Annotated in this window: 19 protein-coding genes; 6 read left to right on the top strand and 13 right to left on the bottom strand. The window is 64.8% G+C overall.

Annotation, left to right across the window (positions count from 1 at the left end):
• The gene (cobA, locus tag IFU00_16265; protein ID MBD8543840.1) at positions 1 to 720 is read left to right on the top strand and encodes a uroporphyrinogen-III C-methyltransferase; all 720 of its coding nucleotides are present in this window, start codon (positions 1 to 3) and stop codon (positions 718 to 720) included.
• Between the two features lie 47 nt (positions 721 to 767).
• Here the strand turns inward: cobA and IFU00_16260 are convergent, their stop codons facing one another.
• From IFU00_16260 to lptF, 3 genes are read right to left on the bottom strand one after another with little or no spacing between them, the layout of a single operon-like run.
• A complete protein-coding gene (locus IFU00_16260) occupies positions 768 to 1,157 on the bottom strand; it encodes a CbiX/SirB N-terminal domain-containing protein (GenBank protein MBD8543839.1) in 390 nt (129 codons plus the stop codon).
• A gap of 2 nt (positions 1,158 to 1,159) precedes the next feature.
• Entirely contained in the window at positions 1,160 to 2,344 is a 1,185-nt protein-coding gene (gene lptG, locus IFU00_16255; protein MBD8543838.1) for an LPS export ABC transporter permease LptG, read from the bottom strand.
• A complete protein-coding gene (gene lptF, locus IFU00_16250; protein MBD8543837.1) occupies positions 2,341 to 3,495 on the bottom strand; it encodes an LPS export ABC transporter permease LptF in 1,155 nt (384 codons plus the stop codon). Before lptF ends, lptG begins: the two co-directional genes overlap by 4 nt.
• Positions 3,496 to 3,558: 63 nt before the next feature.
• Here lptF and IFU00_16245 point away from each other — a divergent pair, with 63 nt between their 5' ends.
• On the top strand, positions 3,559 to 5,052 hold the full coding sequence (locus tag IFU00_16245; GenBank protein ID MBD8543836.1) for a leucyl aminopeptidase: 1,494 nt from the start codon (positions 3,559 to 3,561) through the stop codon (positions 5,050 to 5,052).
• Between the two features lie 367 nt (positions 5,053 to 5,419).
• On the opposite strand, the gene IFU00_16240 is transcribed toward IFU00_16245, so the two are convergent.
• The 3 genes from IFU00_16240 to IFU00_16230 all read right to left on the bottom strand — a co-directional run bounded on the left by IFU00_16240 (position 5,420) and on the right by IFU00_16230 (position 6,480).
• Entirely contained in the window at positions 5,420 to 5,806 is a 387-nt protein-coding gene (locus IFU00_16240; protein MBD8543835.1) for a hypothetical protein, read from the bottom strand.
• Positions 5,807 to 5,930: 124 nt separating this feature from the next.
• Positions 5,931 to 6,119 carry a DUF1653 domain-containing protein gene (locus tag IFU00_16235; protein MBD8543834.1) on the bottom strand — a complete coding sequence of 63 codons (189 nt, stop codon included), beginning with the start codon at positions 6,117 to 6,119 and terminating at the stop codon, positions 5,931 to 5,933.
• Positions 6,120 to 6,132: 13 nt separating this feature from the next.
• On the bottom strand, positions 6,133 to 6,480 hold the full coding sequence (locus IFU00_16230; GenBank protein MBD8543833.1) for a hypothetical protein: 348 nt from the start codon (positions 6,478 to 6,480) through the stop codon (positions 6,133 to 6,135).
• A gap of 457 nt (positions 6,481 to 6,937) precedes the next feature.
• Between IFU00_16230 and xth the strand changes: the two genes are divergently transcribed.
• Positions 6,938 to 7,705 carry an exodeoxyribonuclease III gene (xth, locus tag IFU00_16225; protein MBD8543832.1) on the top strand — a complete coding sequence of 256 codons (768 nt, stop codon included), beginning with the start codon at positions 6,938 to 6,940 and terminating at the stop codon, positions 7,703 to 7,705.
• Here xth and IFU00_16220 read toward each other — a convergent pair.
• The 7 genes from IFU00_16220 to IFU00_16190 all read right to left on the bottom strand — a co-directional run bounded on the left by IFU00_16220 (position 7,702) and on the right by IFU00_16190 (position 18,489).
• The gene (locus tag IFU00_16220; protein ID MBD8543831.1) at positions 7,702 to 10,302 is read right to left on the bottom strand and encodes an EAL domain-containing protein; all 2,601 of its coding nucleotides are present in this window, start codon (positions 10,300 to 10,302) and stop codon (positions 7,702 to 7,704) included. The two genes, xth and IFU00_16220, sit on opposite strands and share 4 nt — an antisense overlap.
• A gap of 122 nt (positions 10,303 to 10,424) precedes the next feature.
• On the bottom strand, positions 10,425 to 11,615 hold the full coding sequence (gene prpF, locus IFU00_16215) for a 2-methylaconitate cis-trans isomerase PrpF (GenBank protein MBD8543830.1): 1,191 nt from the start codon (positions 11,613 to 11,615) through the stop codon (positions 10,425 to 10,427).
• Positions 11,615 to 14,215, bottom strand: coding sequence for a Fe/S-dependent 2-methylisocitrate dehydratase AcnD (acnD, locus tag IFU00_16210; GenBank protein MBD8543829.1), 2,601 nt, complete (start codon positions 14,213 to 14,215; stop codon positions 11,615 to 11,617). Before acnD ends, prpF begins: the two co-directional genes overlap by 1 nt.
• Positions 14,216 to 14,219: 4 nt before the next feature.
• Positions 14,220 to 15,380, bottom strand: a complete 1,161-nt coding sequence (gene prpC, locus IFU00_16205) for a 2-methylcitrate synthase (protein MBD8543828.1) — start codon at positions 15,378 to 15,380, stop codon at positions 14,220 to 14,222.
• 11 nt (positions 15,381 to 15,391) lie between these two features.
• Positions 15,392 to 16,282, bottom strand: a complete 891-nt coding sequence (prpB, locus tag IFU00_16200; protein ID MBD8543827.1) for a methylisocitrate lyase — start codon at positions 16,280 to 16,282, stop codon at positions 15,392 to 15,394.
• A 234-nt stretch (positions 16,283 to 16,516) separates the two neighbouring features.
• On the bottom strand, positions 16,517 to 18,184 hold the full coding sequence (locus IFU00_16195) for a cation acetate symporter (GenBank protein MBD8543826.1): 1,668 nt from the start codon (positions 18,182 to 18,184) through the stop codon (positions 16,517 to 16,519).
• The gene (locus IFU00_16190; GenBank protein ID MBD8543825.1) at positions 18,181 to 18,489 is read right to left on the bottom strand and encodes a DUF485 domain-containing protein; all 309 of its coding nucleotides are present in this window, start codon (positions 18,487 to 18,489) and stop codon (positions 18,181 to 18,183) included. The genes IFU00_16195 and IFU00_16190 overlap by 4 nt, the downstream gene beginning before the upstream one ends.
• A gap of 175 nt (positions 18,490 to 18,664) precedes the next feature.
• Between IFU00_16190 and prpR the strand changes: the two genes are divergently transcribed.
• The 3 genes from prpR to IFU00_16175 all read left to right on the top strand — a co-directional run bounded on the left by prpR (position 18,665) and on the right by IFU00_16175 (position 23,026).
• Positions 18,665 to 20,287 (top strand): propionate catabolism operon regulatory protein PrpR, encoded by a 1,623-nt coding sequence (prpR, locus tag IFU00_16185; GenBank protein MBD8543824.1) that lies wholly within the window; start codon positions 18,665 to 18,667, stop codon positions 20,285 to 20,287.
• 163 nt (positions 20,288 to 20,450) lie between these two features.
• Positions 20,451 to 21,830: a cystathionine beta-synthase gene (locus IFU00_16180; GenBank protein ID MBD8543823.1), complete on the top strand. Its 1,380-nt coding sequence runs from the start codon at positions 20,451 to 20,453 to the stop codon at positions 21,828 to 21,830.
• Positions 21,831 to 21,853: 23 nt separating this feature from the next.
• On the top strand, positions 21,854 to 23,026 hold the full coding sequence (locus IFU00_16175) for a PLP-dependent transferase (protein MBD8543822.1): 1,173 nt from the start codon (positions 21,854 to 21,856) through the stop codon (positions 23,024 to 23,026).
• The last annotated feature ends 9 nt before the right edge of the window (positions 23,027 to 23,035 follow it).

Genomic DNA, 23,035 nt, shown 5'->3' with positions numbered 1-23,035 from the left:
ATGGCGGCACTGGGCAAAGTCTATCTGGTGGGAGCAGGCCCCGGCGCAGCTGACCTGATCACGGTGCGCGGTGCGCGCCTGCTGGCAGCCGCCGACGTGGTGCTGTACGACGCGCTGGTCACGCCCGAGATGCTGGCGTTGTGCGAGCGGGCCGACAAAATCTCGGTCGGCAAGCGCTCGGGCCAGCGGTCGATGGCGCAGACGGTGATCAACGGCCAGATCGTCGAGTGCGCACACAAGTATGCGCTGGTCGTGCGCCTCAAAGGCGGTGACCCGATGCTGTTTGGCCGCGCCGATGAAGAATTGCGGGCACTCGAAGCCGAAGGGATCGAGGTCGAAGTCGTACCGGGGATTACCACCGCCGTCGCTGCCGCGGCAGCCACCAAGCAACCGCTGACCAAGCGTGGTGTGGCGCGTAGCGTGGCGTTCTTCACGTCCAGCACGGCGCCGGATGAACCGGACCATCCTGCTTTGCCCGAAACCGATACGCTGGTTCAGTACATGGGTGGGCGTGAAGCGGCGGCCACCGCAGAACGGTTACTGGCCGAGGGACGGCGTGCCGATCTGCCGGTGGTCGTGGTGGAAAATTGCAGCCGCGTCGATCAACGCATTCTGCGTTTGACGCTGACCGACCTGGCACGTGGGCTGGAACCGGGCCACGGGCCGGTGCTGGTCATGATGGGTGAAGCGCTGGCGCGGCGCGAGCACCAGCCGGATTGATTGCGGGTCGTTGAACGCGTGGACGGGATACCCGTCCACCCTACCTGCTACATTGACACCGTACCCAACGAATTGACGCAATAATCGGTCATCGCCCGCTGCACGCCCGGATCCTCACCGATGGCGCCGGCGACATTGAGCGTCAACGCCGGATGCGCCGCGCGCACCTCGTCGCACAGCGCGGGCAAATCACGCAGCAAGTGACCACCCTTCCCCAAAAACACCGGCACTACCGTGATGTCGTCGATGCCCTGCGCGCGCATGGCGTCGATGGTATCGGGCAGGCTTGGCGTCATCAGTTCCAGGAATGCCAGCTCCACGACCGCACCGGCGACACGCTCGCGCGTCTGGTCGCGCAAGCGCTCGAAGGGAACCGCCCATGACGCGGCGCGCGCGCCGTGGGCAAACAGGATCAGGCCACGTTTCATTGTCGTCATGCTTAATGTCGCTCCACCCACCACAGCGCACCAAGCGCCATGAGCAGGAATAACAGGCTGGGCGCCAGCGCCGTGAAGAACGCAGGCAGGATGGTCAGCACACCGAGGTGCGAGAACAGGGAATTGATCAGCAGGAAGCTCACGCCGATCATGATCCCGATGAAGATCTTCAGGCTCACGCCGCCGCTGCGCGTGTGCAGGTAGGCGAACGGCAGCGCCAGCGCCATCAGCACGAAAATCGAAAACGGATCGATGACCTTTTTCCAGAACGCGACCTTGAAGCGCTCGGTCTCCTGCTTGTTCTCGGCCAGGTGGCGCGTGTACACCGCCAGTTCGGCCGCCGACATGCGCTCGGGATCCGAGCGCGATACCGACAGGATCTTCGGCGTGATCTCGGACGCCAGCGTGTAGGTAGCCAGCTTGCGCGTCGCGATGGCCGCGGTTTCCTGGCCATACGTGCTCTGGATCGTCTGCCCTTCCGGCACGGCCGAACCGGGCGCCGGCAACTCGCGGCTGTTGGTGAACATCGTTTCCGTCACGTCCGTCAGGCGCCACGTGTTGTTGCCGCCATAGGTGCCGCGCGCCGCCGTCACGAGCGAGCGCATGCGCATATTGTTGTCGAACTCGTAGAGCCGCACGTCTTCCAGCTGGCCGTCGGCCGCGATGCGGCGCACGTTGAAGAAGCGCGAGCCGGTGATGGTGCCGCGCACGCCGTTTTCATGGACGCTGTCCTTGGTCCACATCCCCGAGCGGAACTCGGCCGAGACCGAGCCGCCCTTGGCGGTCAGGCGCATGCGCTCGGCAATGGGCGCCGTGCGCGGGGTGATCAGCTCCCCGAAAATGAACGTCACCACGACGAAGATGGCGCCAATCTTGAACAGCATCCAGGCCGCATGCCGGGTCGACATCGACGAGGCACGCATGATGGTAAACTCGGAGCTCGAGGCAAATTGCGCCATCGTGTAGATGGTACCGATCAGCGCGGCCACAGGCATCACCTGGTAGACATTGCCCGGCACGAGCAGCAGCACATACAGAAACGCGTGCTGCATGCCGAAGTCGTTCTTGCCGACCGATGGCAGGATGCTGGTCAGGTCCATGAAGGCGACGAGCGCCAGGAAGGCGGCCAGCACGAAGGCCACCGCCTGGAAGATATTGATTGCGAAGTAGCGCTGGAGGATTTTCATTCGACGGCCGCCTCGTCACGCTTGTGCAAGGGCTGCGGCTTGCGCAGGCGGCGCTTGAAGGCGCTCAGCATGACCAGCGGGTGGTACGGGTGGTTCACGTTCAGGCGCCAGGCAAACAGGCCCGCCACGCACAGCAGCGCGAACAGGTGCAGCGGCCACCAGCCCATGGCAAACGCCAGCTTGCCCTGCTTGACGCTGGCTTCGGACAACCGCACCAGATTGTTATAGGTGAAGAAGATCAGCAGCGCCAGGATCATGTTGGCCGACGACCCGGCGCGCGGGTTGACGAAGCCGAGCGGGATCGCCAGCAGCATCAGGATCAGGCAGGTGATCGGCGCGGCGATGCGCGCCAGCAGTTCGGCCTGCGTAAAGCGGTTGGGCGCAAGCAGCAGCGCAGGCGTGGACAGCGCCGCCACCGGAATGTCGGCGCCGAGCATCGGGGCCTGCGTGGCCACGCGCATGCTGTAGCGCTCGAACTCCATCGTCTGGAAGTTGGCCTGGCCGGGAATGCCTTCGTAGCGGCGCCCGTTGCTCAGCACGAGGAACTGGCCGCCCTTGCCGTCCGATTCGATCACGCCCTGCTTGGCCACCACGACCGAGTGCGTGTTGCCATCGACGCTGTTGACGAACACGTTCTGCACGACGGTCGTGCCTTCGGCGCTGCGCTCGACAAAGAACACGCGGTCGTTCGAACTCGATTCGCGGAACTGGCCCGGCGCAACGCGCTGCAGGTCTTCGCGCTTCTGGAAACGCTCGACGAATTCCGCGCTCTTCATCTTGGCCCATGGCGTGACGACGAGCGACAGCGCGGCCACGACGAACACCATCGGCAGGCCCAGCGTGAGCACGGGCCGGATCCACGCCAGCAGCGACTGGCCGGATGCGAACCAGACCACCATTTCGGAATCGCGGTAACTGCGCGTGACAGCGGCGACAACGGCGATGAAGCACGTGAGGATCAGGATGATCGGCAGCAGCTCGGCGCTGCGGAACACGATCAGCGACAGCACGTCGCCGGACGCGACCTTGCCGCCCGCCGCGCGGCCAAGGATGGCGATCAGCGTCCAGGTCACAAGAATGGAAAACAGCACCGTGAAGGTCGCGCCAGCGGCGCTTGCCAACTCACGTTGCAGGGAACGTCGGAAGATCATTCAATAGAGTCGTTATAATTGCAGATTAGGCAGTCCGCCGCGAACAACGAATCGGAGAACCAAATGGACTTTAGCATAAAAGCATTCGACACAAAAAACACCCTGGCAGCGGCGAAGACCGGCTGTGTAGCAGTGGCGGTGTTCGAAAATAAAAAATTGTCGGCTGCAGCAAAAGCACTCGACGTGAATGGCGAGATCAGCGCGGCGGTCAAGTCCGGCGACATCAGCGGCAAGCCTGGTTCGACCCTGCTGCTGCGCGGCGTTGCGGGCGTGACTGCGGCGCGCGTGCTGCTCGTCGGCCTGGGCGCTGACGAGATCGTTTCCCAGAAAAGCTTCACCACGGGCGCAACCGCCGCCCTGAAAATGTTCGCCACGCTGGGTTCCACGGACGCCATTATCGCATTCCCGCTCGACAGCGTGAAAGAACGCGACGCGAACTGGGCGCTGCAGGCGCTGGTGCTCGCTTCGAGCGACGCCGAATACCGTACCGACGCACAAAAAAGCAAGAAAGAACCGGCACTGACCGGCGTGCGCAAGGTCGTCATCGCCACGCCGGACGCAGGTAGTGCCAAGGCCGCCCTGGCGCAGGCCGCGGCGATTGCCAACGGCATGAAGCTCACGCGCGACCTGGGCAACCTGTCGCCGAACATCTGCACCCCGACCTACCTGGCACAAACGGCGCGCAAGCTGGCCGACGACTTCGGCTTCGGCCTCGAGGTCCTGGAACGCAAGCAGCTCGAAGCGCTCAAGATGGGCAGCTTCCTGGCCGTCGCGCGCGGCAGCGAAGAAGCGCCGAAGTTCATCGTCCTGCGCCACAACGGCGGCAAGCCAAACGACGCGCCGGTCGTCCTGGTCGGCAAGGGCATCACGTTCGACTCGGGCGGTATCTCGATCAAGCCGGGTCCGAGCATGGACGAGATGAAATACGATATGTGCGGCGCCGGTTCGGTGCTGGGCACCTTCCGCGCCATCGGCGAGATGGGCCTGAAGCTCAATGTGATCGGCATCGTCGTCGCCTGCGAAAACATGCCATCGGGTCGCGCGGCCAAGCCGGGCGACATCGTCACCGCAATGAACGGCACCACGATTGAAATCCTCAACACCGACGCCGAAGGCCGCCTGGTGCTGTGCGACGCGCTGTCGTACGCCGAGCGCTTCAACCCTGCTGTCGTGGTCGACATCGCCACGCTGACGGGCGCCTGCATCGTGGCCCTGGGCCACCACACGAGCGGCCTGTTCACCCGCGACGACGCCGCGCACGACGCGCTGGCCGACGAGCTGCTCACGGCCGGCAAGCAGGCTGGCGACGTGGCCTGGCGCTTCCCGCTGGGCGAGATCTACAACGACCAGCTCAAGTCGAACTTCGCCGACCTGGCCAATATCGGCACCCCGGGCGCCGCATCGATCACGGCCGCGTGCTTCCTGGAGAACTTCACCCGCAAGTACACCTGGGCCCACCTCGACATCGCCGGCACCGCCTGGAAGTCGGGCGCCGCCAAGGGCGCCACCGGCCGCCCGGTACCGCTCTTGACCACGTTCCTGATGAATCGCGTGTAAGCACCCCACGCATCGCACAAAAGCCCCGCATGCGGGGCTTTTTTTCGTCTCGACGCTGAGTACACAGCCGGGGTCAGGTCTGACATTCGGACACGACCTCAGCACAGCGGGGGTCATACAGCGGGGGTCAGGTCTGACATTCGGACACGAGCTCGGTCACACAGCGGGGGTCAGGTCTGACATTCGGACACGAGCTCAGCCGTAGACATTTCAGATGGTGCCTTGCCCAGTATTAGGATAGCGCTGTACCAGCTCGTCCCGCCTACCCGATTGTCGAGATCGTGTCCGAATGTCAGACCTGACCCCGGCTTTATTGTTGAGATCGTGTCCGAATGTCAGACCTGACCCCGGCTTTGCTCAAATCGGGTCAGAACATCCTTGTTGCTACCGGTTCGGCGCCTGCGGCGGCGGGGGAATTTTCTGCTGGCTGCATCAGTACGGTCAGCGTGGAGGGGTAGCCATAACCGGCGCCCGAGTAGCGGTCGACGTAGTGGCCGATGCCGGCGGTCGTGACCAGGTTGCCCACGAGGTTGCTGGTATTGAGCTGCGCCTGGACGGTCTCGGCGGCGATGGCCACGCCCTGCTTCTTGCAGCTGATCGCCAGCGGTCCCTTGTTGCGCGTGACCGTCACGCGTCCTGGGGCGATCACGTACCAGCGGCCGGCATCATTGCTCAGGATACAGCCGACCCCGCCGATCTCGCGGTAGTCGAGCACCGTGCGCACTTCGAGCTGCTGCGTCGGGGAATCGGACATGGTCGCGCAGCCGCCCAAGAGGGCAAGCGCGGACAGAACGAGTGGGCGGAGAAAAGGCAACATGGCGACCGTCGAGAAGCAGATGCTTCTTTAACGGCAGCAGCGCGAAAATACTGAGGAAGGATCAGTCCAGCGGCGCGAAACGCGGTTGCGTGGCGCCGCCGACCGTGACGGTATCGAAGAAAGCGTCGCGGGGGCGCACCCAGACGGCGCCGTCCTCAGCCCGGTACACGATGACCGGGGTGTGGTCGGATTCCAGCAGCGCCTCGCACACCAGCTCGTAGATGCCGCCTTTGTAGTGGCGGTAATGCATCCGGCAGACCGGGTCAGACCTTTTCGGCCTCGGCCTTCTGCTTTTTCTTCAGGCCCTGGATGACCTTGAGCACGCCTTCCATGCCGGCGGTCTCGTCCAGTTCGCTGAAAGCGTCCAGGACTTCGTTCAGCACGCTGTTGCGCACTGCCGCTTCGTCGGGCGCGATGGCTGGCACAGGGCTGCCATCCTTGCCGAACTTCGATGGCGAATCGGCCGCGGTCTTGGCGCCATGCGCCAGAGCAGCTTGCCAGATCACCCAACGACGCTGGGTCTCGAAAACGAGGTATTCCTCGGGCTTGTCTTCGCGGCGGCGAACGATGTGGCCTTCACGCTGGGCCCATGCTTCAAATGCACTGCGCATTTCTGTCCTTTTCAATTCTGCGCCAGGATGATGAACTCCTGAACGCAATATTTCACAATAGTACCACTAGCGCACGTCGATGGCTTGAAACAACTGTGTGAGCTGTCGACCAACGCTGCATCGCGACCCGCCAATGGTACAATGAAAGTTGCACCTACGCAATTTTATTATTACCAAAAAGCAATCCCTCGATGCTGTCGCTTTTTGCGACAAGTACCGGACCCGACTAGTTATAGTCTTGACGGGCGAATCGGGCAATACTTTTTGGAAAGCTACCAATGAATAGTGTCATCAGGTGTTGTAATTATACCAACCCGACATGGATAACCCTATCGTTATTTCATGCATGACACGGAATCAATCCGGTAATTTCGTTAATAATAGCCGGTTGGCAAGCAATTCGCCTAGACACACTTGAGCTATCAGCAACTTCACAACGTTAACTGTAGATAAACCGATGAAAATTGTCACCTGGAATGTGAATTCTTTGAAAGTTCGCCTTGCACATTTGTTGCAATGGCTGGCCACCAATCCTGTTGACGTGCTCTGCATTCAAGAGACGAAGCTGACCGACGACAAGTTCCCGGTCGCCGAACTCAATGCCGCCGGCTACCAGGTCGCGTTCTCGGGTCAGAAGACGTACAACGGCGTGGCGATCTTGTCCCGCTTGCCGATTGAAGATGTCGTGCGCAACAATCCGCATTTTGACGATCCACAGCAGCGCCTGCTGGCCGCGACGATCGGTGGCGTGCGTTTCATCTGCGCGTACGTACCCAACGGGCAGGAAGTCGGCTCAGACAAGTACGCCTACAAGCTGGCCTGGCTGGCGGCGCTGCAGACCTGGGTGGCGGCCGAGATGGCCGCGCATCCGCAGTTCGCGATCCTCGGCGACTACAATATCGCGCCCGAAGCGCGCGATGTGCACGACGTGGCCGAATGGGAAGGCCGGATTCACTTCTCGCTGCCCGAGCGCGACGCGCTGCAGGCGCTCATCGCCCTGGGCCTGGCCGACGCCTTCCGCCTGTTCGAGCAGCCCGAGAAGCAGTACAGCTGGTGGGACTATCGCCAGATGGCGTTTCGCCGCAACCGCGGGCTGCGCATCGATCACATCCTGCTGTCCAAGGCACTGGCCGAGCGCTGCACCGCATGCCACATCGATCGCGAAACCCGTAAATGGGAGCAGCCGTCGGACCACGCCCCCGTGGTAGCGACGCTGGCCGACTAACCGGCCAGCAGTCTGCCGATCTGCGCGGCCGGCAACGGTCGCGCGAACAGATAACCCTGCGCGAAACCGCAGCCGAACGAGCGCAGCAGCGCATACTGCCCTTCCGTCTCCACGCCTTCGGCCACTACCGCCAGCTGCAGGCTGTTTGCCAGCGCCATCACGGCCGCCACGATTGCACGATCCTCGGCGCTCACTTCCAGCTCGCGCACGAAGGCGCGGTCGATCTTGATCTTGCGGACCGGGAAACGCTTGAGGTACGCCAGGCTCGAATACCCCGTGCCGAAGTCGTCGATCGACAGGCACATCCCCATCGCATTCATCTGATGCAGCGTCTCGAGCGTCTGGCCGCCATGCTGCATCAGGGCCGTCTCGGTGATCTCGAATTCCACCAGGCCCGCGTCGATGCCGGTTTCCTGCACGATGCCGCGGATCGAATCGACCAGGCCGTGGTGCGTGAACTGGCGCGCCGACAGGTTGATCGCGAGCGGCACCACGTCCAGCCCTTCGCTGCGCCACAACTGGTTCTGCGCGCATGCGGTGCGGATCACCCATTCGCCCACCGCCATGATCATGCCGCTCTCTTCGAGGATCGGAATGAATTCGTCCGGCCCCACCAGCTCATTGCCCCCGCGCCGCCAGCGCAGCAGCACTTCCAGCCCATGCACGCGGCGCGTGGCGGTGCACATGATCGGCTGGTAGTGCAGCTCGAATTCGTCGCGCGCCAGCGCGCCGCGCAGGCTCGATTCGAGCTCGAAGTGGCGCGCCGCGGCCTGGTTCATGCGCTCGGTGAAAAACTGATAATTGTTGCGGCCCGCCGCCTTGGCCTGGTACATCGCCGCGTCCGCGTGGCGCATCAGCGTATCGACGTCGCCACCGTCCTGCGGATACAGGCAGATGCCGATCGACGGCGAGATATGCAGGCTGCGGCCTTCGATGGCGCATGGCGAGGCCAGCGCCGCGATGATCGCGTCGCCGACGGCAGCAGCGGCAGCGCCCTCCTCGACCCCGGGCAGCAGCACGACAAATTCATCGCCACCGAGCCGGGCCACCAGGTCGCCCGGGCGCACCGAGCGCACCAGCCGGCGCGCGACTTCGCACAGCAGCAGGTCGCCGACTAGGTGACCGAGCGAATCGTTGATCGTCTTGAACCGGTCCAAGTCGAGGAAGATCAGCGCCAGGCCCGCGCCCTTGTGCGCTTCGTCGCCGCTGGCCACGCTGCGCATCGCCGCATCGAGCCGGTCCGACAGCATGGCGCGATTGGGCAGGCCCGTCAGGCTGTCGTGGTACGCCATGTGGTGCACGCGCGCCTCGGCCTGGCGCCGCTCGTTGATTTCTTCCTGCAGCAGCGCATTGGCGCCGGCCAGTTCGGCCGTGCGTTCGGCCACGCGCACTTCGAGTTCGTCGCGCGCGCGCCGCACCGCGTCAGCCGCTTCGCGCTGGGCCGTCACGTCGTCCACCAGCCAGACGCTGCGCCCGCGCGTGAGTGCGGCGTCGAACAGGCGCCCGGACAGGCGCGCCCAGAAGCGCGTACCGTCACGGCGTACCATTTCATGCTCGGCCATATGGGCCTGGCCTGTGGCGAACTGCGTCTCGGACACGGCGCGCGCCGCCAGCCAGCTGCCCTGGTCCGGATACAGCGCGCGTACCGGCGCGCCATCCATGCCGCCCGGCGGCGCGCCGAACAGCTCTTCCATCTTGCGGTTGCAATGCAGTGTGCGGCCGTTCTCGACGACGGCGATGCCCAGCACTGCATTATTCAGGATCGCGCGGTTTTCCATCAGCGCATCGCGCAGCGACTGCTCGTCGCCCTTTTCGCGGGTGCGGTCTTCGAGCATCCAGATCGTGCCCTTGTCCGGGTCGAGCGGATTAACCTGGTAGCCGATCATCAGGACCCAGGCCGGCGCGCCGTCCTTGCGCACGAGGATGCGTTCGGTGCGAAACGGCCGGCCATCCGCCAGTTGCGGATACGCCTCGGCGCCCAGCGCGCGGTACGCTTCTTCGTCCGGGTACAGCACGCGCGTGGAGACGCCGATCGGCTCATCGCCGGCATAGCCGAACATCGTGCAGAAGGCGGGATTGGCGCGCCGGATCACGCGGTTACGGGTGAACATGACGCCGATCGACGCATTGGTCATGATCGCCTGCATTTCACTGGCCGCCTGGCGCGCCTCGGTCACATCCTCGACGATCCAGATCGTGCCCGCGCTGCGGTTGCCCGGTTCGACCGAGCAGCCGCGCAGGCGCGCCCAGAAGGGCGAACCGTCGCGGCGCCGGAACTGCTGCTCGCTCTTTTCGAACATGTCGCCCCGCCCCAGCACGGTGAACGCTTCGGTGGCCAGGGCCTGATACGCCTCGGGCGACACGCACACGTCCGGCAGCGAAATGGTATCGAGTTCGTGCTGCGCATAGCCGAACATTTCACCCAGGCGCGGGTTGAATGAACGGATCTGGTCGGGCTGGGTGACCGCAATGCCAACCGGTGCGTGCTCAAAGATCGCGCGCTGTTCGCGCACCGTGCGGCGCACGCCCTCTAAGCCACGCGCAAGCGCGCCGGGGGCCGGTACATCAGGAACGTACGGGGTCGAAAATCCATCCATCGTCGAGGCAGGCAAGCTGTTGGTTATGATGATCCGGCGAGTTGCCATTTAGCAACCACTGAAGGTCAATCATAACCCGGAAACCGCTCGTTCTTCCAGCCTCGCGCGACGAGAAAGCGACACTAGCCGGGCACCCGCACCCAGCCTTCCATCAGGATGCGCGCGCTGCGGCTCATGCTGGCTTTCGCCACGCGCCACTGCCCGTCTTCCAGGACCGCTTCGGCGCCTACGCGCAGCGTGCCGGACGGATGGCCGAACCGCACCGCCGAACGCTCGCCGCCGCCGGCCGCCAGGTTCACCAGCGTGCCCGGAATGGCCGCCGCCGTGCCGATCGCCACTGCCGCGGTGCCCATCATCGCATGGTGCAGCTTGCCCATCGACAGCGCGCGCACCAACAGGTCGATCTCGCCCGCCTCCACTTGCCGGCCACTCGACGACACATACCCGGCCGCCTTGGCCACGAACGCGACCTTCGGCGTGTGCTGGCGTTTGCCTGCCTCGTCGATACTGGCGATGAGGCCCATGCGCAGTGCGCCGTGGGCGCGGATCGTCTCGAACACGGCCAGCGCACGCGGGTCGCCATTGATCGCATCCTGCAGCTCGGCGCCATCGTAGCCCAGCGCGCTGGCCTCGATGAAGATGGTCGGGATGCCCGCGTTGATCAGCGTGGCGCGCAGCACGCCCACACCCGGCACATCGAGTTCATCGACCAGATTCCCGGTCGGGAACATGGCGCCCCCACCGCCCTCTTCCTCGGCGGCCGGATCCATGAACTCCAGCTGCACCTCGGCCGCCGGGAAGGTGACGCCATCGAGCTCGAAGCCCCCAGTTTCCTGGACCTGGCCAGCGACGATCGGCACGTGCGCGAGGATGGTCTTGCCGATGTTGGCTTGCCAGATGCGCACCACGGCCACGCCATCGTGCGGCACACGCGCCGGATCGACCAGGCCTGCGGCAATCGCGAACGGCCCCACCGCGGCCGACAGGTTGCCGCAATTGCCGCTCCAGTCGACGAACGGCTTGTCGATCGCCACCTGGCCAAACAGATAGTCGACGTCGTGCTCAGCGCGCGCGGACGCCGCGACGATGACGGCCTTGCTGGTGCTGGATGTGGCGCCGCCCATGCCGTCGATCTGCTTGCCGTACGGGTCGGGGCTGCCGATCACGCGCAGCAGCAGCGCGTCGCGCGCGGCGCCGGCCACGCGGGCGTCGTCCGGCAGGTCGTCCAGCTTGAAGAACACGCCCTTGCTGGTGCCGCCGCGCATATAGGTGGCGGCGATCCGGCGCTGGGGAGAATACGTGGTTGAATCCATCATGCCGCCTTCACCGTCGATTCAAGGAAATCCTGCGCGAAGCGTTGCAACACGCCGCCGGCCTCGTAAATGGCTACCTCTTCGGCCGTATCGAGCCGGCACGTCACTGCCACCTCGACCCGCTCGCCGCTCGCGCGGTTGATGACCAGCGTGAGCTCGGCGCGCGGCGTACGCGCACCGATCACGTCGAACGTCTCGGTGCCGTCGATGGCCAGGGTGATGCGGTTCTCGCCCGGCTTGAATTCGAGCGGCAGCACGCCCATGCCCACCAGGTTGGTGCGGTGGATGCGCTCGAAGCCTTCGGCGGCAATCGCCTCGACGCCCGCCAGGCGCACGCCCTTGGCCGCCCAGTCGCGCGACGAACCCTGGCCGTAGTCGGCGCCGGCAATGATGATCAACGGCTGCTTGCGCGCCATGTAATGCTCGATCGCTTCCCACATGCGGGTGACTTCACCCTCCGGCTCGATACGCGCGAGCGAACCGGCCATCACCGTGCCGTGGCTATCCTTGACCATCTCGTTCTTGAGCGTCGGATTGGCGAACGTCGCGCGCTGCGCCGTCAGGTGGTCGCCCCGGTGCGTGGCGTACGAATTGAAGTCTTCTTCGGGCAGGCCCATCTTGGCCAGGTATTCGCCGGCGGCCGAGTCCAGCAGGATCGCGTTTGACGGCGACAGGTGGTCGGTGGTGATGTTGTCGCCCAATACCGCCAGTGGCCGCATTCCCGCCAGCGGCCGGCTGCCTGCCAGCGCGCCTTCCCAGTACGGTGGCCGGCGGATATAGGTGCTCTGCGCCCGCCAGTCATACAGCGGGCTGACGGCGGCGCCATCGTCGGCCACGCGCGCGAACATCGGCGTGTAGACCTTGCGGAACTGTTCCGGCTTGACACTTGCGGCGACCACGGCGTCGATTTCTTCCTCCGATGGCCACAGGTCGGCCAGGCGGATTTCGCGCCCTGCGTTGTCCAGCCCCAGCACGTCCTTCTCGATATCGAAGCGGATCGTGCCGGCAATCGCGTACGCCACCACCAGCGGCGGCGACGCCAGGAAGGCCTGCTTCGCGTACGGGTGGATGCGGCCGTCGAAATTGCGGTTGCCCGACAGGACCGCCGTTGCGTACAGGTCGCGCTTGATGATCTCGTCCTGGATCACCGGATCGAGCGCGCCGCTCATGCCGTTGCAGGTGGTACAGGCAAAGGCGACGACACCAAAGCCCAGCTGATCCAGCTCCTGACTCAGGCCCGCTTCGTCGAGGTACAGCGCGACGGCCTTCGAGCCGGGCGCCAGTGAACTTTTCACCCACGGCTTGCGAGTCAAACCGGCGCGGTTGGCATTGCGCGCCAACAGACCCGCCGTGACCATATTGCGCGGGTTGCTGGTGTTGGTGCAGCTGGTGATCGCGGCGATGATGACGGCGCCATCGGGCATCTGGCCCGGCGTGTTTTCCACCACGCCCGAGATGCCGCGCGCGGCCAGTTCGGACGTCGGTACACGCTTGTGCGGATTGGACGGGCCGGCGATATTACGCACCACGCTCGACAGGTCGAACGACAGCGTGCGTTCGTATTCGGCGCTCTGCAGACTGTCAGCCCACAGGCCGGCATGTTTCGCATACGTCTCGACCAGATGCACGGTCGCGTCGTCACGCCCCGTCAGGCGCAGGTACTTGATGGTTTGCTCGTCGATGTAGAACATCGCGGCGGTGGCGCCGAATTCGGGCGCCATGTTCGCGATCGTCGCGCGGTCGCCCAGCGTCAGCGCGGCTGCCCCGGCGCCGAAGAATTCCAGGTAGGTCGAGACGACTTTGGCATTGCGCAGGAACTCGGTCAGCGCCAGCACGACGTCGGTCGCGGTGATGCCCGGCTGCGGCTTGCCGGTCAGTTCCACGCCGACGATGTCGGGCAGGCGCATCCACGAGGCGCGGCCCAGCATCACGCTCTCCGCTTCCAGCCCGCCGACACCGATGGCGAGCACGCCAAGCGCGTCGACCATCGGCGTGTGCGAGTCGGTGCCCACCAGCGTGTCCGGATAGGCCACACCGCGCTCCGCCTGGATCACGGGCGACATGCGCTCAAGATTGATCTGGTGCAGGATGCCGTTCCCGGGCGGGATCACGTCGACATTCTTGAAGGCCTTCTTGGTCCAGTCGATGAAGTGGAAGCGGTCTTCGTTGCGACGGTCTTCGATGGCGCGGTTCTTGGTGAACGCATCCGGGTCGAACCCGCCGCATTCGACCGCCAGCGAATGGTCGACCACGAGCTGCGTCGGCACCACCGGATTGACCAGCGCCGGGTCGCCCCCTTGCAGCGCGATGGCGTCGCGCAGGCCCGCCAGGTCGACCAGCGCGGTCTGGCCGAGGATGTCGTGGCAGACCACGCGCGCCGGGAACCACGGAAAATCGAGGTCGCGCTTGCGCTCGATGAGCTGCTTCAGCGAATCGCGCAGGGTCGCGGGCGCGCAGCGGCGCACGAGGTTTTCGGCCAGCACGCGCGACGTGTAGGGCAGCGTCGCGTAGGCACCCGGCGCGATCGCGTCGACGGCGGCGCGGGTATCGAAGTAATCGAGGTCCGTGCCCGGCAGGGATGTACGGTAATCGGTATTCATGGCGTTACTTGCGCTCTGCCAGCGGCACGAACTGCAGATCCTCCGGCCCCACGTAGTTGGCGCTCGGACGGATGATCTTGTTGTCGATGCGCTGCTCGATGACGTGCGCCGCCCAGCCCGACGTGCGCGCGATGACGAACAGCGGCGTGAACATCGCCGTCGGCACGCCCATCATGTGGTACGACACGGCCGAGAACCAGTCCAGGTTCGGGAACATCTTTTTCACGTCCCACATCACGGTCTCGAGGCGCTCGGCGATGTCGAACATCTTCATTGAGCCGCCCTCCTCCGACAAGGTGCGCGCCACTTCCTTGATCACCTTGTTGCGCGGGTCCGAGATCGTGTAGACCGGATGGCCGAAGCCGATCACGACTTCCTTGTTGGCCACGCGGTTGCGGATATCGGCTTCGGCTTCGTCCGGGTTGTCATAGCGCTTCTGGATGTCGTGCGCGACTTCGTTGGCGCCGCCGTGCTTCGGTCCGCGCAGCGCGCCGATCGCGCCGGTGATGGCCGAGTGGATGTCCGAGCCGGTACCGGCAATCACGCGGGCGGTGAAGGTCGACGCATTGAATTCGTGTTCGGCGTACAGGATCAGCGACGTGTGCATCGCGCGCACCCACGACTCTTTTGGCGCGAAGCCGTGCAGCAGGTGCAGGAAGTGGCCGCCGATCGAATCGTCGTCAGTGTTCACGTCGATACGTTTGCCGCTGTGGCTGAAGTGGTACCAGTACAGCAGCATCGAGCCGAACGATGCCATCAGGCGGTCAGCAATGTCGCGCGCGCCGTTGATGTGGTGATCGTCCTTCTCGGGCAGCGTGCAGCCCAGGACCGACACGCCGGTGCGCATCACGTCCATCGGATGGGCGTTGGCCGGCAAGGCTTCGAGCGCGCTTTTCAGCGCCTGCGGCAGGCCGCGCAGCGAGCGCAGCTTGGCCTTGTAGCCGCGCAGTTCGCCGTCGTTCGGCAGCTTGCCGTGCACCAGCAGGTAAGCGATTTCCTCGAATTCGCTGGTGGTAGCGATATCGAGGATATCGTAGCCGCGGTAATGCAGGTCGTTGCCCGATTTGCCGACCGAGCACAGGGCGGTATTACCAGCGGCGACGCCGGACAGGGCGACGGATTTCTTCGGCTTGAAGGTCGGGGTTTCCTGGTTCTGCGTATTCATGTGAGGTCTCCTTACTTGACTTTGTTCTGGGCAAACAGCGCGTCGAGCTTCTGCTCGTAGCTGTGGTAATCGATGCGGTCATACAGTTCGGCGCGCGTCTGCATCGTGTCGATCACGTGCTGCTGCGTGCCGTCGCGGCGGATCGCGGTGTAGACGTTTTCGGCGGCCTTGTTCATCGCGCGAAACGCCGACAGCGGATACAGCACCAGGCCGACGCCAGCGCCAGCCAGTTCGTCGACGGTAAACAGCGGCGTGGCGCCGAACTCGGTGATATTGGCCAGCACCGGCACTTTGACGGCGTCGGCGAAGCGCTTGTACATGTCGAGCGTCGTCATCGCTTCCGGGAAAATCATGTCGGCGCCCGCTTCGACGCAGGCCACGGCGCGCTCGATTGCCGCGTCCAGGCCCTCGACGGCCAGCGCATCGGTGCGTGCCATGATCACGAAGTCGTCATCCAGGCGGGCGTCGGCAGCAGCGCGGATGCGGTCGACCATTTCTTCCTTGCTGACGATTTCCTTGCCCGGCCGGTGGCCGCAGCGCTTGGCGCCGACCTGGTCTTCGATGTGGCAGGCAGCGGCACCGGCTTTGGACAGCGAACGCACGGTGCGCGCGACATTGAAGGCCGAGGCGCCAAAGCCGGTGTCGACGTCGACCAGCAGTGGCAGGTCGCAGACGTCGGTAATGCGGCGCACGTCGACCAGCACGTCGTCGAGGTTCGAGATGCCCAGGTCGGGCAGGCCGAGGGAGCCGGCAGCGACGCCGCCGCCGGACAGGTAGATGGCCTTGAAGCCGGCCCGCTTGGCCAGCAGTGCGTGGTTGGCGTTGATCGCGCCCACGACTTGCAGCGGGGATTCATCGAGGATCGCCTGGCGGAAGGCGGCGCCTGCGGAAAGTTTGCTCATGCTGTTCCTTGTCATCACGGTGAAGAAGTTGTGTAGTTCATTGCAAGCACCGTGCCAGCATTCGCCGATCCTCCATATCAAGCACTTGCGTGCAGATTCTACCCAGATACCTCTTTAAGAGACGTGGTGTTGTTTCATGCTGAAACAACAGCATGAAACATGAAACGTTCAGGCGTAAAAAACCGAGTGGCGCCTTGCGGCGCACACCCGGTTTATTGGATAGCTGAGCCGGTCTTAGTGACCCGACGCGCCCGCAGCACCGATACCGGTTTCGGCACGCACTTGCTGCGCCTCGAAGCCTGCACGGTCGATCCGGGCACGAGGACCCTTGTCGGTGATCGAGAACAGCCAGATACCGATGAAGCCCACTGCCATCGAGAAGATCGCTGGCGAGGCGTACGGGAAGATTGCGGCCGGATGATGCAGCACATCGACCCACACCGATTTCGACACGATCGTCAGGCCCACTGCCGTGGCCAGACCCAGGAAGCCGCCGATCGTGGCACCGCGGGTGGTGCAATCCTTCCACAGCACCGACATGAACAGCACCGGGAAGTTGGCCGATGCGGCAATCGCGAAGGCCAGCGACACCATGAAGGCGACGTTCTGCTTCTCAAAAGCGATACCCAGCACCACGGCCACGATACCCAGGGCGATGGTGGTGATCTTCGACACGCGCAGCTCGTTTTCGCTGGTGGCATTGCCCTTCTTGAACACGGTCGCATACAGATCATGCGACACGGCCGAAGCACCCGACAGCGTCAAGCCCGCCACCACAGCCAGGATGGTCGCGAACGCTACCGCCGAGATGAAGCCCAGAAACACGTCGCCGCCCACGGCCTTGGCCAGGTGGACCGCCGCCATATTGTTACCGCCCAGCAGAGCACCGGCGGCATCCTTGAAGGCCGGGTTGGTACCCACCAGCACGATCGCGCCGAAGCCGATGATGAAGGTCAGGATGTAGAAGTAGCCGATCCAGGTGGTTGCCCACAGCACCGACTTGCGCGCTTCCTTGGCACTCGGGACAGTGAAGAAGCGCATCAGGATGTGCGGCAGGCCGGCGGTACCGAACATCAGCGCCATGCCGAACGAGATGGCCGAGATCGGATCCTTGATGAAGCTGCCCGGGCCCATGATGGCGGTGCCCTTGGCGTGCACTTCGGTCGCGGTCTGGAACAGCAGGGCCGGGCTGAAGTTGTATTGCGCCAGCACCGAGAACGCCATGAACGACGCGCCCGACAGCAGCAGCACGGCCTTGATGATCTGGACCCAGGTGGTGGCCGTCATGCCGCCGAACAGCACGTAGACCATCATCAGGATACCGACCAGCACGACAGCGATCCAGTACTCCAGACCGAACAGCAGCTTGATCAGCTGACCTGCGCCGACCATCTGCGCGATCAGGTAGAACGCGACGACGACCAGCGTGCCGGAGGCCGCGAACACGCGGATCGGCTTTTGCGCAAAGCGGTACGACGCCACGTCGGCAAACGTGAAGCGGCCCAGGTTGCGCAGGCGCTCGGCCATCAGGAACGTGATGACAGGCCAGCCGACCAGGAAGCCGATGGCGTAGATCAGGCCATCGTAACCGTCGAGGAACACGGCGGCCGAGATACCGAGGAACGACGCCGCCGACATGAAGTCGCCCGCAATCGCCAGGCCGTTCTGGAAGCCCGTGATGCCACCACCAGCGGTGTAGAAGTCGGACGCCGACTTGGTCTTGGCGGCGGCCCACTTGGTGATGAACAGCGTGCCCACGACGAACAGCGCGAACATGCTGATCGCGGTCCAGTTGGTCGGCTGGCGAACGGCCTGGCCCATGTCGGGCGCAGCGTAAGCAATGCCGGAGACAGCCAGCAGCACGAATGCCAGCAGTGAGGAGGTGCGAGCGCCGGCCATCATGCGCCCACCTTTGCACGGATGGCGTCGCTCAACTCGTCGTATTCGCGGTTGGCGCGGCGCACATAGATGCCGGTAATCAGCACAGTGAACAGGATGACGAACAGGCCCAGGGGAATGCCCCAGGTGATGACACTGTTGCCGATCGGGGTGCCCATGAACTCCTTGTTGAACGCGACCAGCAGCGTGAAGCCGTAGTACACGATCATCATGGCCCAGGTCAGCGTCCAGCCGAAGCGGGAACGGATGCGTTTGAGTTTCTGGTAATTGGGGTCATTCTTGACCCGTTCTACGATGTCTTGATCCACTTTGTCTCCTGATTCTTTTGATAGTGCCGTGGTTCGGCTGCCTTTTTGGCTGCGACCCATCCTACGGGCATGCCCTTACCGGATTCTTACGCCGGATGCCTAATTTCGACCGGTCGTTCGCCGATTAGGTGTTTCAGGCTGAAACATTGGCCATCTTTTGCACTACACTTGAAACATGGATTCCCCACGTTCTTCTTCCGCTGGCGACAAGCCCATCATCTGGACGGTGTCGGTCTCGCGTCTGTCCGCCCTGTTTCGCGACATCACGGTCGAATACGATCACCTGGCCTCGATCGAGCCCCTGCACATCGGGTTCGACGAGGCCGCAACGCACATCCGCGAGCGGCTCGCAACGGAACACTGCGATGTCGTGATCGCCGCCGGCTCGAACGCGGCCTGGCTCAAGAGCCGCGTCTCGGTGCCGGTGGTGGCGGCCCGGGCCAGTGGCTTCGACGTGCTGCAGGCGCTCACGCGCGCGCGCAAGCTCGCCGGCAACGCCCCCGGCGCCATCGGCGTCGTCAGTTACGGCGCCCTGCTCCCGGAACTGGCCGAGTTCGCGGCCGGCTTCGGCCTGGACCTGGTCCAGCGCAGCTATGTGACGCAGGAAGATGCGCGCGCCGCCGTCGACGAACTCAAGGCGCTGGGCGTGGCCGTCATCGTCGGTGCCGGTTCGGTGACCGACCTGGCCGAAGAAGCGGGCCTGCGCGCCGTGTTCCTGTATTCCGCGGCGTCGATCCGGCAAGCGTTCGACGATGCACTTGAACTGGCGCGCCTGACACGGCTCGAGGTCGACCGCAGCCGTGGCCGTGGCCGAACCGGCAGCACGCCGCCCGACAGGCAGCGGCTGCGGCGCGGCCTGAACGACCTGCGCGGCGACTCGCCCGCGATGCAGCAGCTGCGCCAGACGGTCGTGCTGTACGCGCGCTCGCCCAGCACCGTGCTGATCGAAGGCGAAACCGGCAGCGGCAAGGAACTCGTGGCGCAGGCCATCCACCGCGAAAGCCCGCGTCGGGATGCGAACCGCCCTTTCGTGGCCGTCAATTGCGGCGCCATTGCCGAGTCGCTGCTCGAATCGGAACTGTTCGGCCATGAAGACGGCGCCTTCACCGGCGCGCGCCGTGGCGGGCACGCGGGCCTGTTCGAAGCGGCCAATGGCGGTACGCTGTTTCTCGACGAGATCGGCGAAATGCCGCTGAGCCTGCAAACGCGCCTGCTGCGCGTGCTGGAGGAGCGCGAAGTGATGCGCGTGGGTGGCACGCGGCCGGTGCCGATCGATGTGCGCGTGATCAGCGCCACCCACTGCGACCTGGAGGCGCGCGTGCGCGACGGACGCTTCCGGGCCGACCTGTTCTATCGCCTGGCCGTGCTGCGCCTGGCCCTGCCGCCGCTGCGGGCACGGGTGCAGGACATCGCGCCGCTGCTCGAGTGGTCGCTCAAGGGCGCACTGGCCGCGCTCGATGCGCGCCCGCACCCGAACCTGCTGGCCGAACTGAAAGCCTGCACGCCGCTGCTCACCGGCTACGCCTGGCCCGGCAACGTGCGCGAGCTGCGCAACCTGACCGAGCGCCTGGCGCTGTTTTTGGCGGCCGAGCCGCTGCAGGCGCTGACACCGGGCTTCATGCTGTCGGTGGCGCCGGAGCTGGCGCGTGGTGCAGCCCCTGCCGATGCCGCGGCCGGGCCAACCCGGGAATCGGCAGCCGCGGTGCTGGCGCGCTTTGGCGGGCAGCGCGACCTGGCGGCCGATCATCTGGGGATCAGCCGCACGACGCTGTGGCGGCGGCTGAAGGCGGAGGGCTAAGCTCTGATCTTCGCCCCTTAAGACGCTCCAAAGCAACATGTATCGAAAACTCGTATCATGATTCTTTGATATGGCCTGGCGCCAATCCGCGCCAGGTCGTCATGGCATGCCGGCCGCGGCGCCCCTATCCGCGGCGCCGCATCCGACCCCAACGGAGGCAACTATGCAACATGCGTCGCAAGCGGCTCTGTTTTCCCTGATTGGCGATACCCCGATGGTCGAAGTGACCCGCATCGATACGGGGCCCTGCCAGCTGTTCCTGAAGCTCGAATCGCAAAACCCGGGCGGCTCCATCAAGGACCGTATCGGCAAGACGATGATCGAACAGGCCGAGCATGACGGCCTGCTCAATCCCGGCGGCACGGTCGTCGAAGCCACTGCCGGCAACACGGGCCTGGGCCTGGCGCTGGTGGCGCGCATCAAGGGGTATCGCGTCGTGCTCGTCGTGCCCGACAAAATGGCGCCCGAAAAAATCCTGCACCTCAAGGCGCTCGGCGCCGAAATCCACCTGACCCGCTCCGACGTCGGCAAGGGCCACCCGGAGTACTACCAGGATCTCGCCGCGCGGCTGGCCAAGCAGATTCCCGGCGCCTGGTTCGCCGACCAGTTCAACAACCCGGCCAATCCGCGCGCCCATGAAACCACGACCGGGCCCGAGATCTGGGACCAGGCCAAGCACAAGCTGGACGCGATCGTTCTCGGGGTCGGCTCGTCCGGCACGCTCACCGGCTTGTCGCGCTACTTCAAGAAAGCCGCGCCCCTGCTCGAATTCATCCTGGCCGATCCGAAAGGTTCGATCCTGGCCGAATACGTCGAGACCGGCCACGTGTCGCAGCATGCCGGCTCATGGGCCGTGGAAGGCATCGGCGAAGATTTCATTCCCGGCATCGCCGACCTCACCCGCGTCAAGAAGGCCTACACGATCACCGACGAAGAAAGCTTCGCCACTGCCCGCCTGCTGCTGCAGCAGGAAGGCATCCTGGGCGGCTCGTCCACCGGCACGCTGCTGGCGGCAGCGCTCAAATACTGCCGCGCGCAGACGCGCCCCAAGCGCGTCGTCACGTTCGTCTGCGACACCGGAACCCGCTATCTCAGCAAGGTGTACAGCGATGGCTGGATGGTCGACCAGGGCCTGATCACACGGCCGAAAACGGGCGACCTGCGCGACCTGATCGGGCGCCGCCACGACGCCGGCGAAGTCATCACGCTGGCGCCATCCGACACGCTGCTCACTGCCTTCAACCGCATGCGCTCGAGCGACCTGCAGCAACTGCCCGTGATGGACGCCGAAGGACGCCTGTCGGGCCTGATCGATGAATCCGACCTGCTGCTGAAGGTCACGCAATCGAACGACCATTTCAGCGCGCCGGTGTCGTCCACGATGACGGCCGACCTGCAAACCCTGCCCCCTGGCGCGAGCATGGCGCAACTGCGCGACATTCTCGACCGGGGCCTCACTGCCGTGATCGCCGACGGGCCGCAGTTCTTTGGCCTGATCACGCGCTACGACCTGCTCAATCACCTGCGAAGGACACTCTCGTGACCCATCCGGACACCAAACACACCATCGAATTCAAACGCCACCTGGCCACCCGCGTCATCCACGGCGGCCAGTCGCCCGAACCCGCGACCGGCGCCGTGATGCCGCCGATCTTCGCCACCTCGACCTATCGCCAGGAAAGCCCGGGCGTGCACCAGGGCTTCGACTACGGCCGCTCGCACAACCCGACGCGCTTTGCGCTCGAACGCTCGCTGGCCGACATCGAGGGCGGCCGCGCCGCCTTCGCCTTTGCGTCGGGCCTGGCGGCGATTGCCGCCGTCCTGGAACTGCTTCCCAGCGGCTCGCACGTCGTCGCGGGTGACGACATGTACGGCGGCACCTATCGCCTGTTCGAACGCGTGCGCCGCGACAGCGCCGGGCACACGTTCAGCTACGTCGATTTGTCCGACCCGGAGGCCCTGGCCGCGGCCATCACGCCGGCCACGCGCATGGTGTGGGTCGAAACGCCCACCAACCCGATGCTCAAGCTGGCCGACCTGACCGCCATTGCGAGCCTGTGCCATGCGCGCGGCATCCTGTGCGTGTGCGACAACACGTTCGCCAGCCCGATCATCCAGCGCCCGCTCGAACACGGGGTCGACATCGTCGTGCACTCGACCACCAAGTACATCAACGGCCACTCGGACGTGATCGGCGGCGTGGCCATCGTCGGCGCCAATGATCACCAGACGGGCCTGGCCGAGAAGCTCGGCTTCATCCAGAACTCGGTGGGCGCGATCCAGGGGCCGTTCGACAGCTTCCTCGTGCTGCGCGGGATCAAGACGCTGGCCCTGCGCGTGGAACGCAGCAGCGGCAACGCGCTATTGCTGGCGAACTGGCTCGAGCAGCAGCCGCAGGTCCGCAAGGTGCACTATCCGGGGCTGGAATCGCATCCGCAGCATGCACTGGCGCGCAACCAGATGCATGGCGGTTACGGCGGCATCGTCTCGATCGACCTGGACACCGACATCGACGGCGCGCGGCGTTTTCTCGAAGCGTGCGAAGTGTTCACGCTGGCCGAGAGCCTGGGCGGCGTCGAGAGCCTGATCGAGCATCCGGCGCTGATGACGCATGCGAGCATTCCGCCGGAGCGGCGTGCCGAACTGGGGATCGGCGACGGGCTGATCCGGCTGTCGGTCGGGATCGAGCATATTGATGATCAGCGTGAGGATTTGCGGCGGGCGCTGGCGGCGATTTGATTGGGTGAA

The sequence above is a fragment of the Oxalobacteraceae sp. CFBP 8761 genome, from assembly GCA_014841595.1.
Lineage (GTDB): Bacteria > Pseudomonadota > Gammaproteobacteria > Burkholderiales > Burkholderiaceae_D > Telluria.
The sequence above is the reverse complement of the archived record's forward strand: the minus strand, read 5'-3'. Positions and strand labels throughout refer to the sequence as shown.

Excerpts from the sequence above, each read along its gene's own strand:
- prpB (MBD8543827.1), bottom strand. The coding sequence starts at position 16,282 with ATGAGCAAACTTTCCGCAGGCGCCGCCTTCCGCCAGGCGATCCTCGAT.
- prpF (MBD8543830.1), bottom strand. The coding sequence starts at position 11,615 with ATGGATTCAACCACGTATTCTCCCCAGCGCCGGATCGCCGCCACCTAT.
- IFU00_16240 (MBD8543835.1), bottom strand. The coding sequence starts at position 5,806 with ATGTCCGATTCCCCGACGCAGCAGCTCGAAGTGCGCACGGTGCTCGAC.
- IFU00_16220 (MBD8543831.1), bottom strand. The coding sequence starts at position 10,302 with ATGGATGGATTTTCGACCCCGTACGTTCCTGATGTACCGGCCCCCGGC.
- lptF (MBD8543837.1), bottom strand. The coding sequence starts at position 3,495 with ATGATCTTCCGACGTTCCCTGCAACGTGAGTTGGCAAGCGCCGCTGGC.
- prpR (MBD8543824.1), top strand. The coding sequence starts at position 18,665 with ATGGATTCCCCACGTTCTTCTTCCGCTGGCGACAAGCCCATCATCTGG.
- xth (MBD8543832.1), top strand. The coding sequence starts at position 6,938 with ATGAAAATTGTCACCTGGAATGTGAATTCTTTGAAAGTTCGCCTTGCA.
- lptG (MBD8543838.1), bottom strand. The coding sequence starts at position 2,344 with ATGAAAATCCTCCAGCGCTACTTCGCAATCAATATCTTCCAGGCGGTG.
- IFU00_16260 (MBD8543839.1), bottom strand. The coding sequence starts at position 1,157 with ATGACGACAATGAAACGTGGCCTGATCCTGTTTGCCCACGGCGCGCGC.
- IFU00_16245 (MBD8543836.1), top strand. The coding sequence starts at position 3,559 with ATGGACTTTAGCATAAAAGCATTCGACACAAAAAACACCCTGGCAGCG.
- IFU00_16195 (MBD8543826.1), bottom strand. The coding sequence starts at position 18,184 with ATGATGGCCGGCGCTCGCACCTCCTCACTGCTGGCATTCGTGCTGCTG.
- prpC (MBD8543828.1), bottom strand. The coding sequence starts at position 15,380 with ATGAATACGCAGAACCAGGAAACCCCGACCTTCAAGCCGAAGAAATCC.
- IFU00_16235 (MBD8543834.1), bottom strand. The coding sequence starts at position 6,119 with ATGCATTACCGCCACTACAAAGGCGGCATCTACGAGCTGGTGTGCGAG.
- IFU00_16180 (MBD8543823.1), top strand. The coding sequence starts at position 20,451 with ATGCAACATGCGTCGCAAGCGGCTCTGTTTTCCCTGATTGGCGATACC.
- IFU00_16230 (MBD8543833.1), bottom strand. The coding sequence starts at position 6,480 with ATGCGCAGTGCATTTGAAGCATGGGCCCAGCGTGAAGGCCACATCGTT.
- cobA (MBD8543840.1), top strand. The coding sequence starts at position 1 with ATGGCGGCACTGGGCAAAGTCTATCTGGTGGGAGCAGGCCCCGGCGCA.
- acnD (MBD8543829.1), bottom strand. The coding sequence starts at position 14,215 with ATGAATACCGATTACCGTACATCCCTGCCGGGCACGGACCTCGATTAC.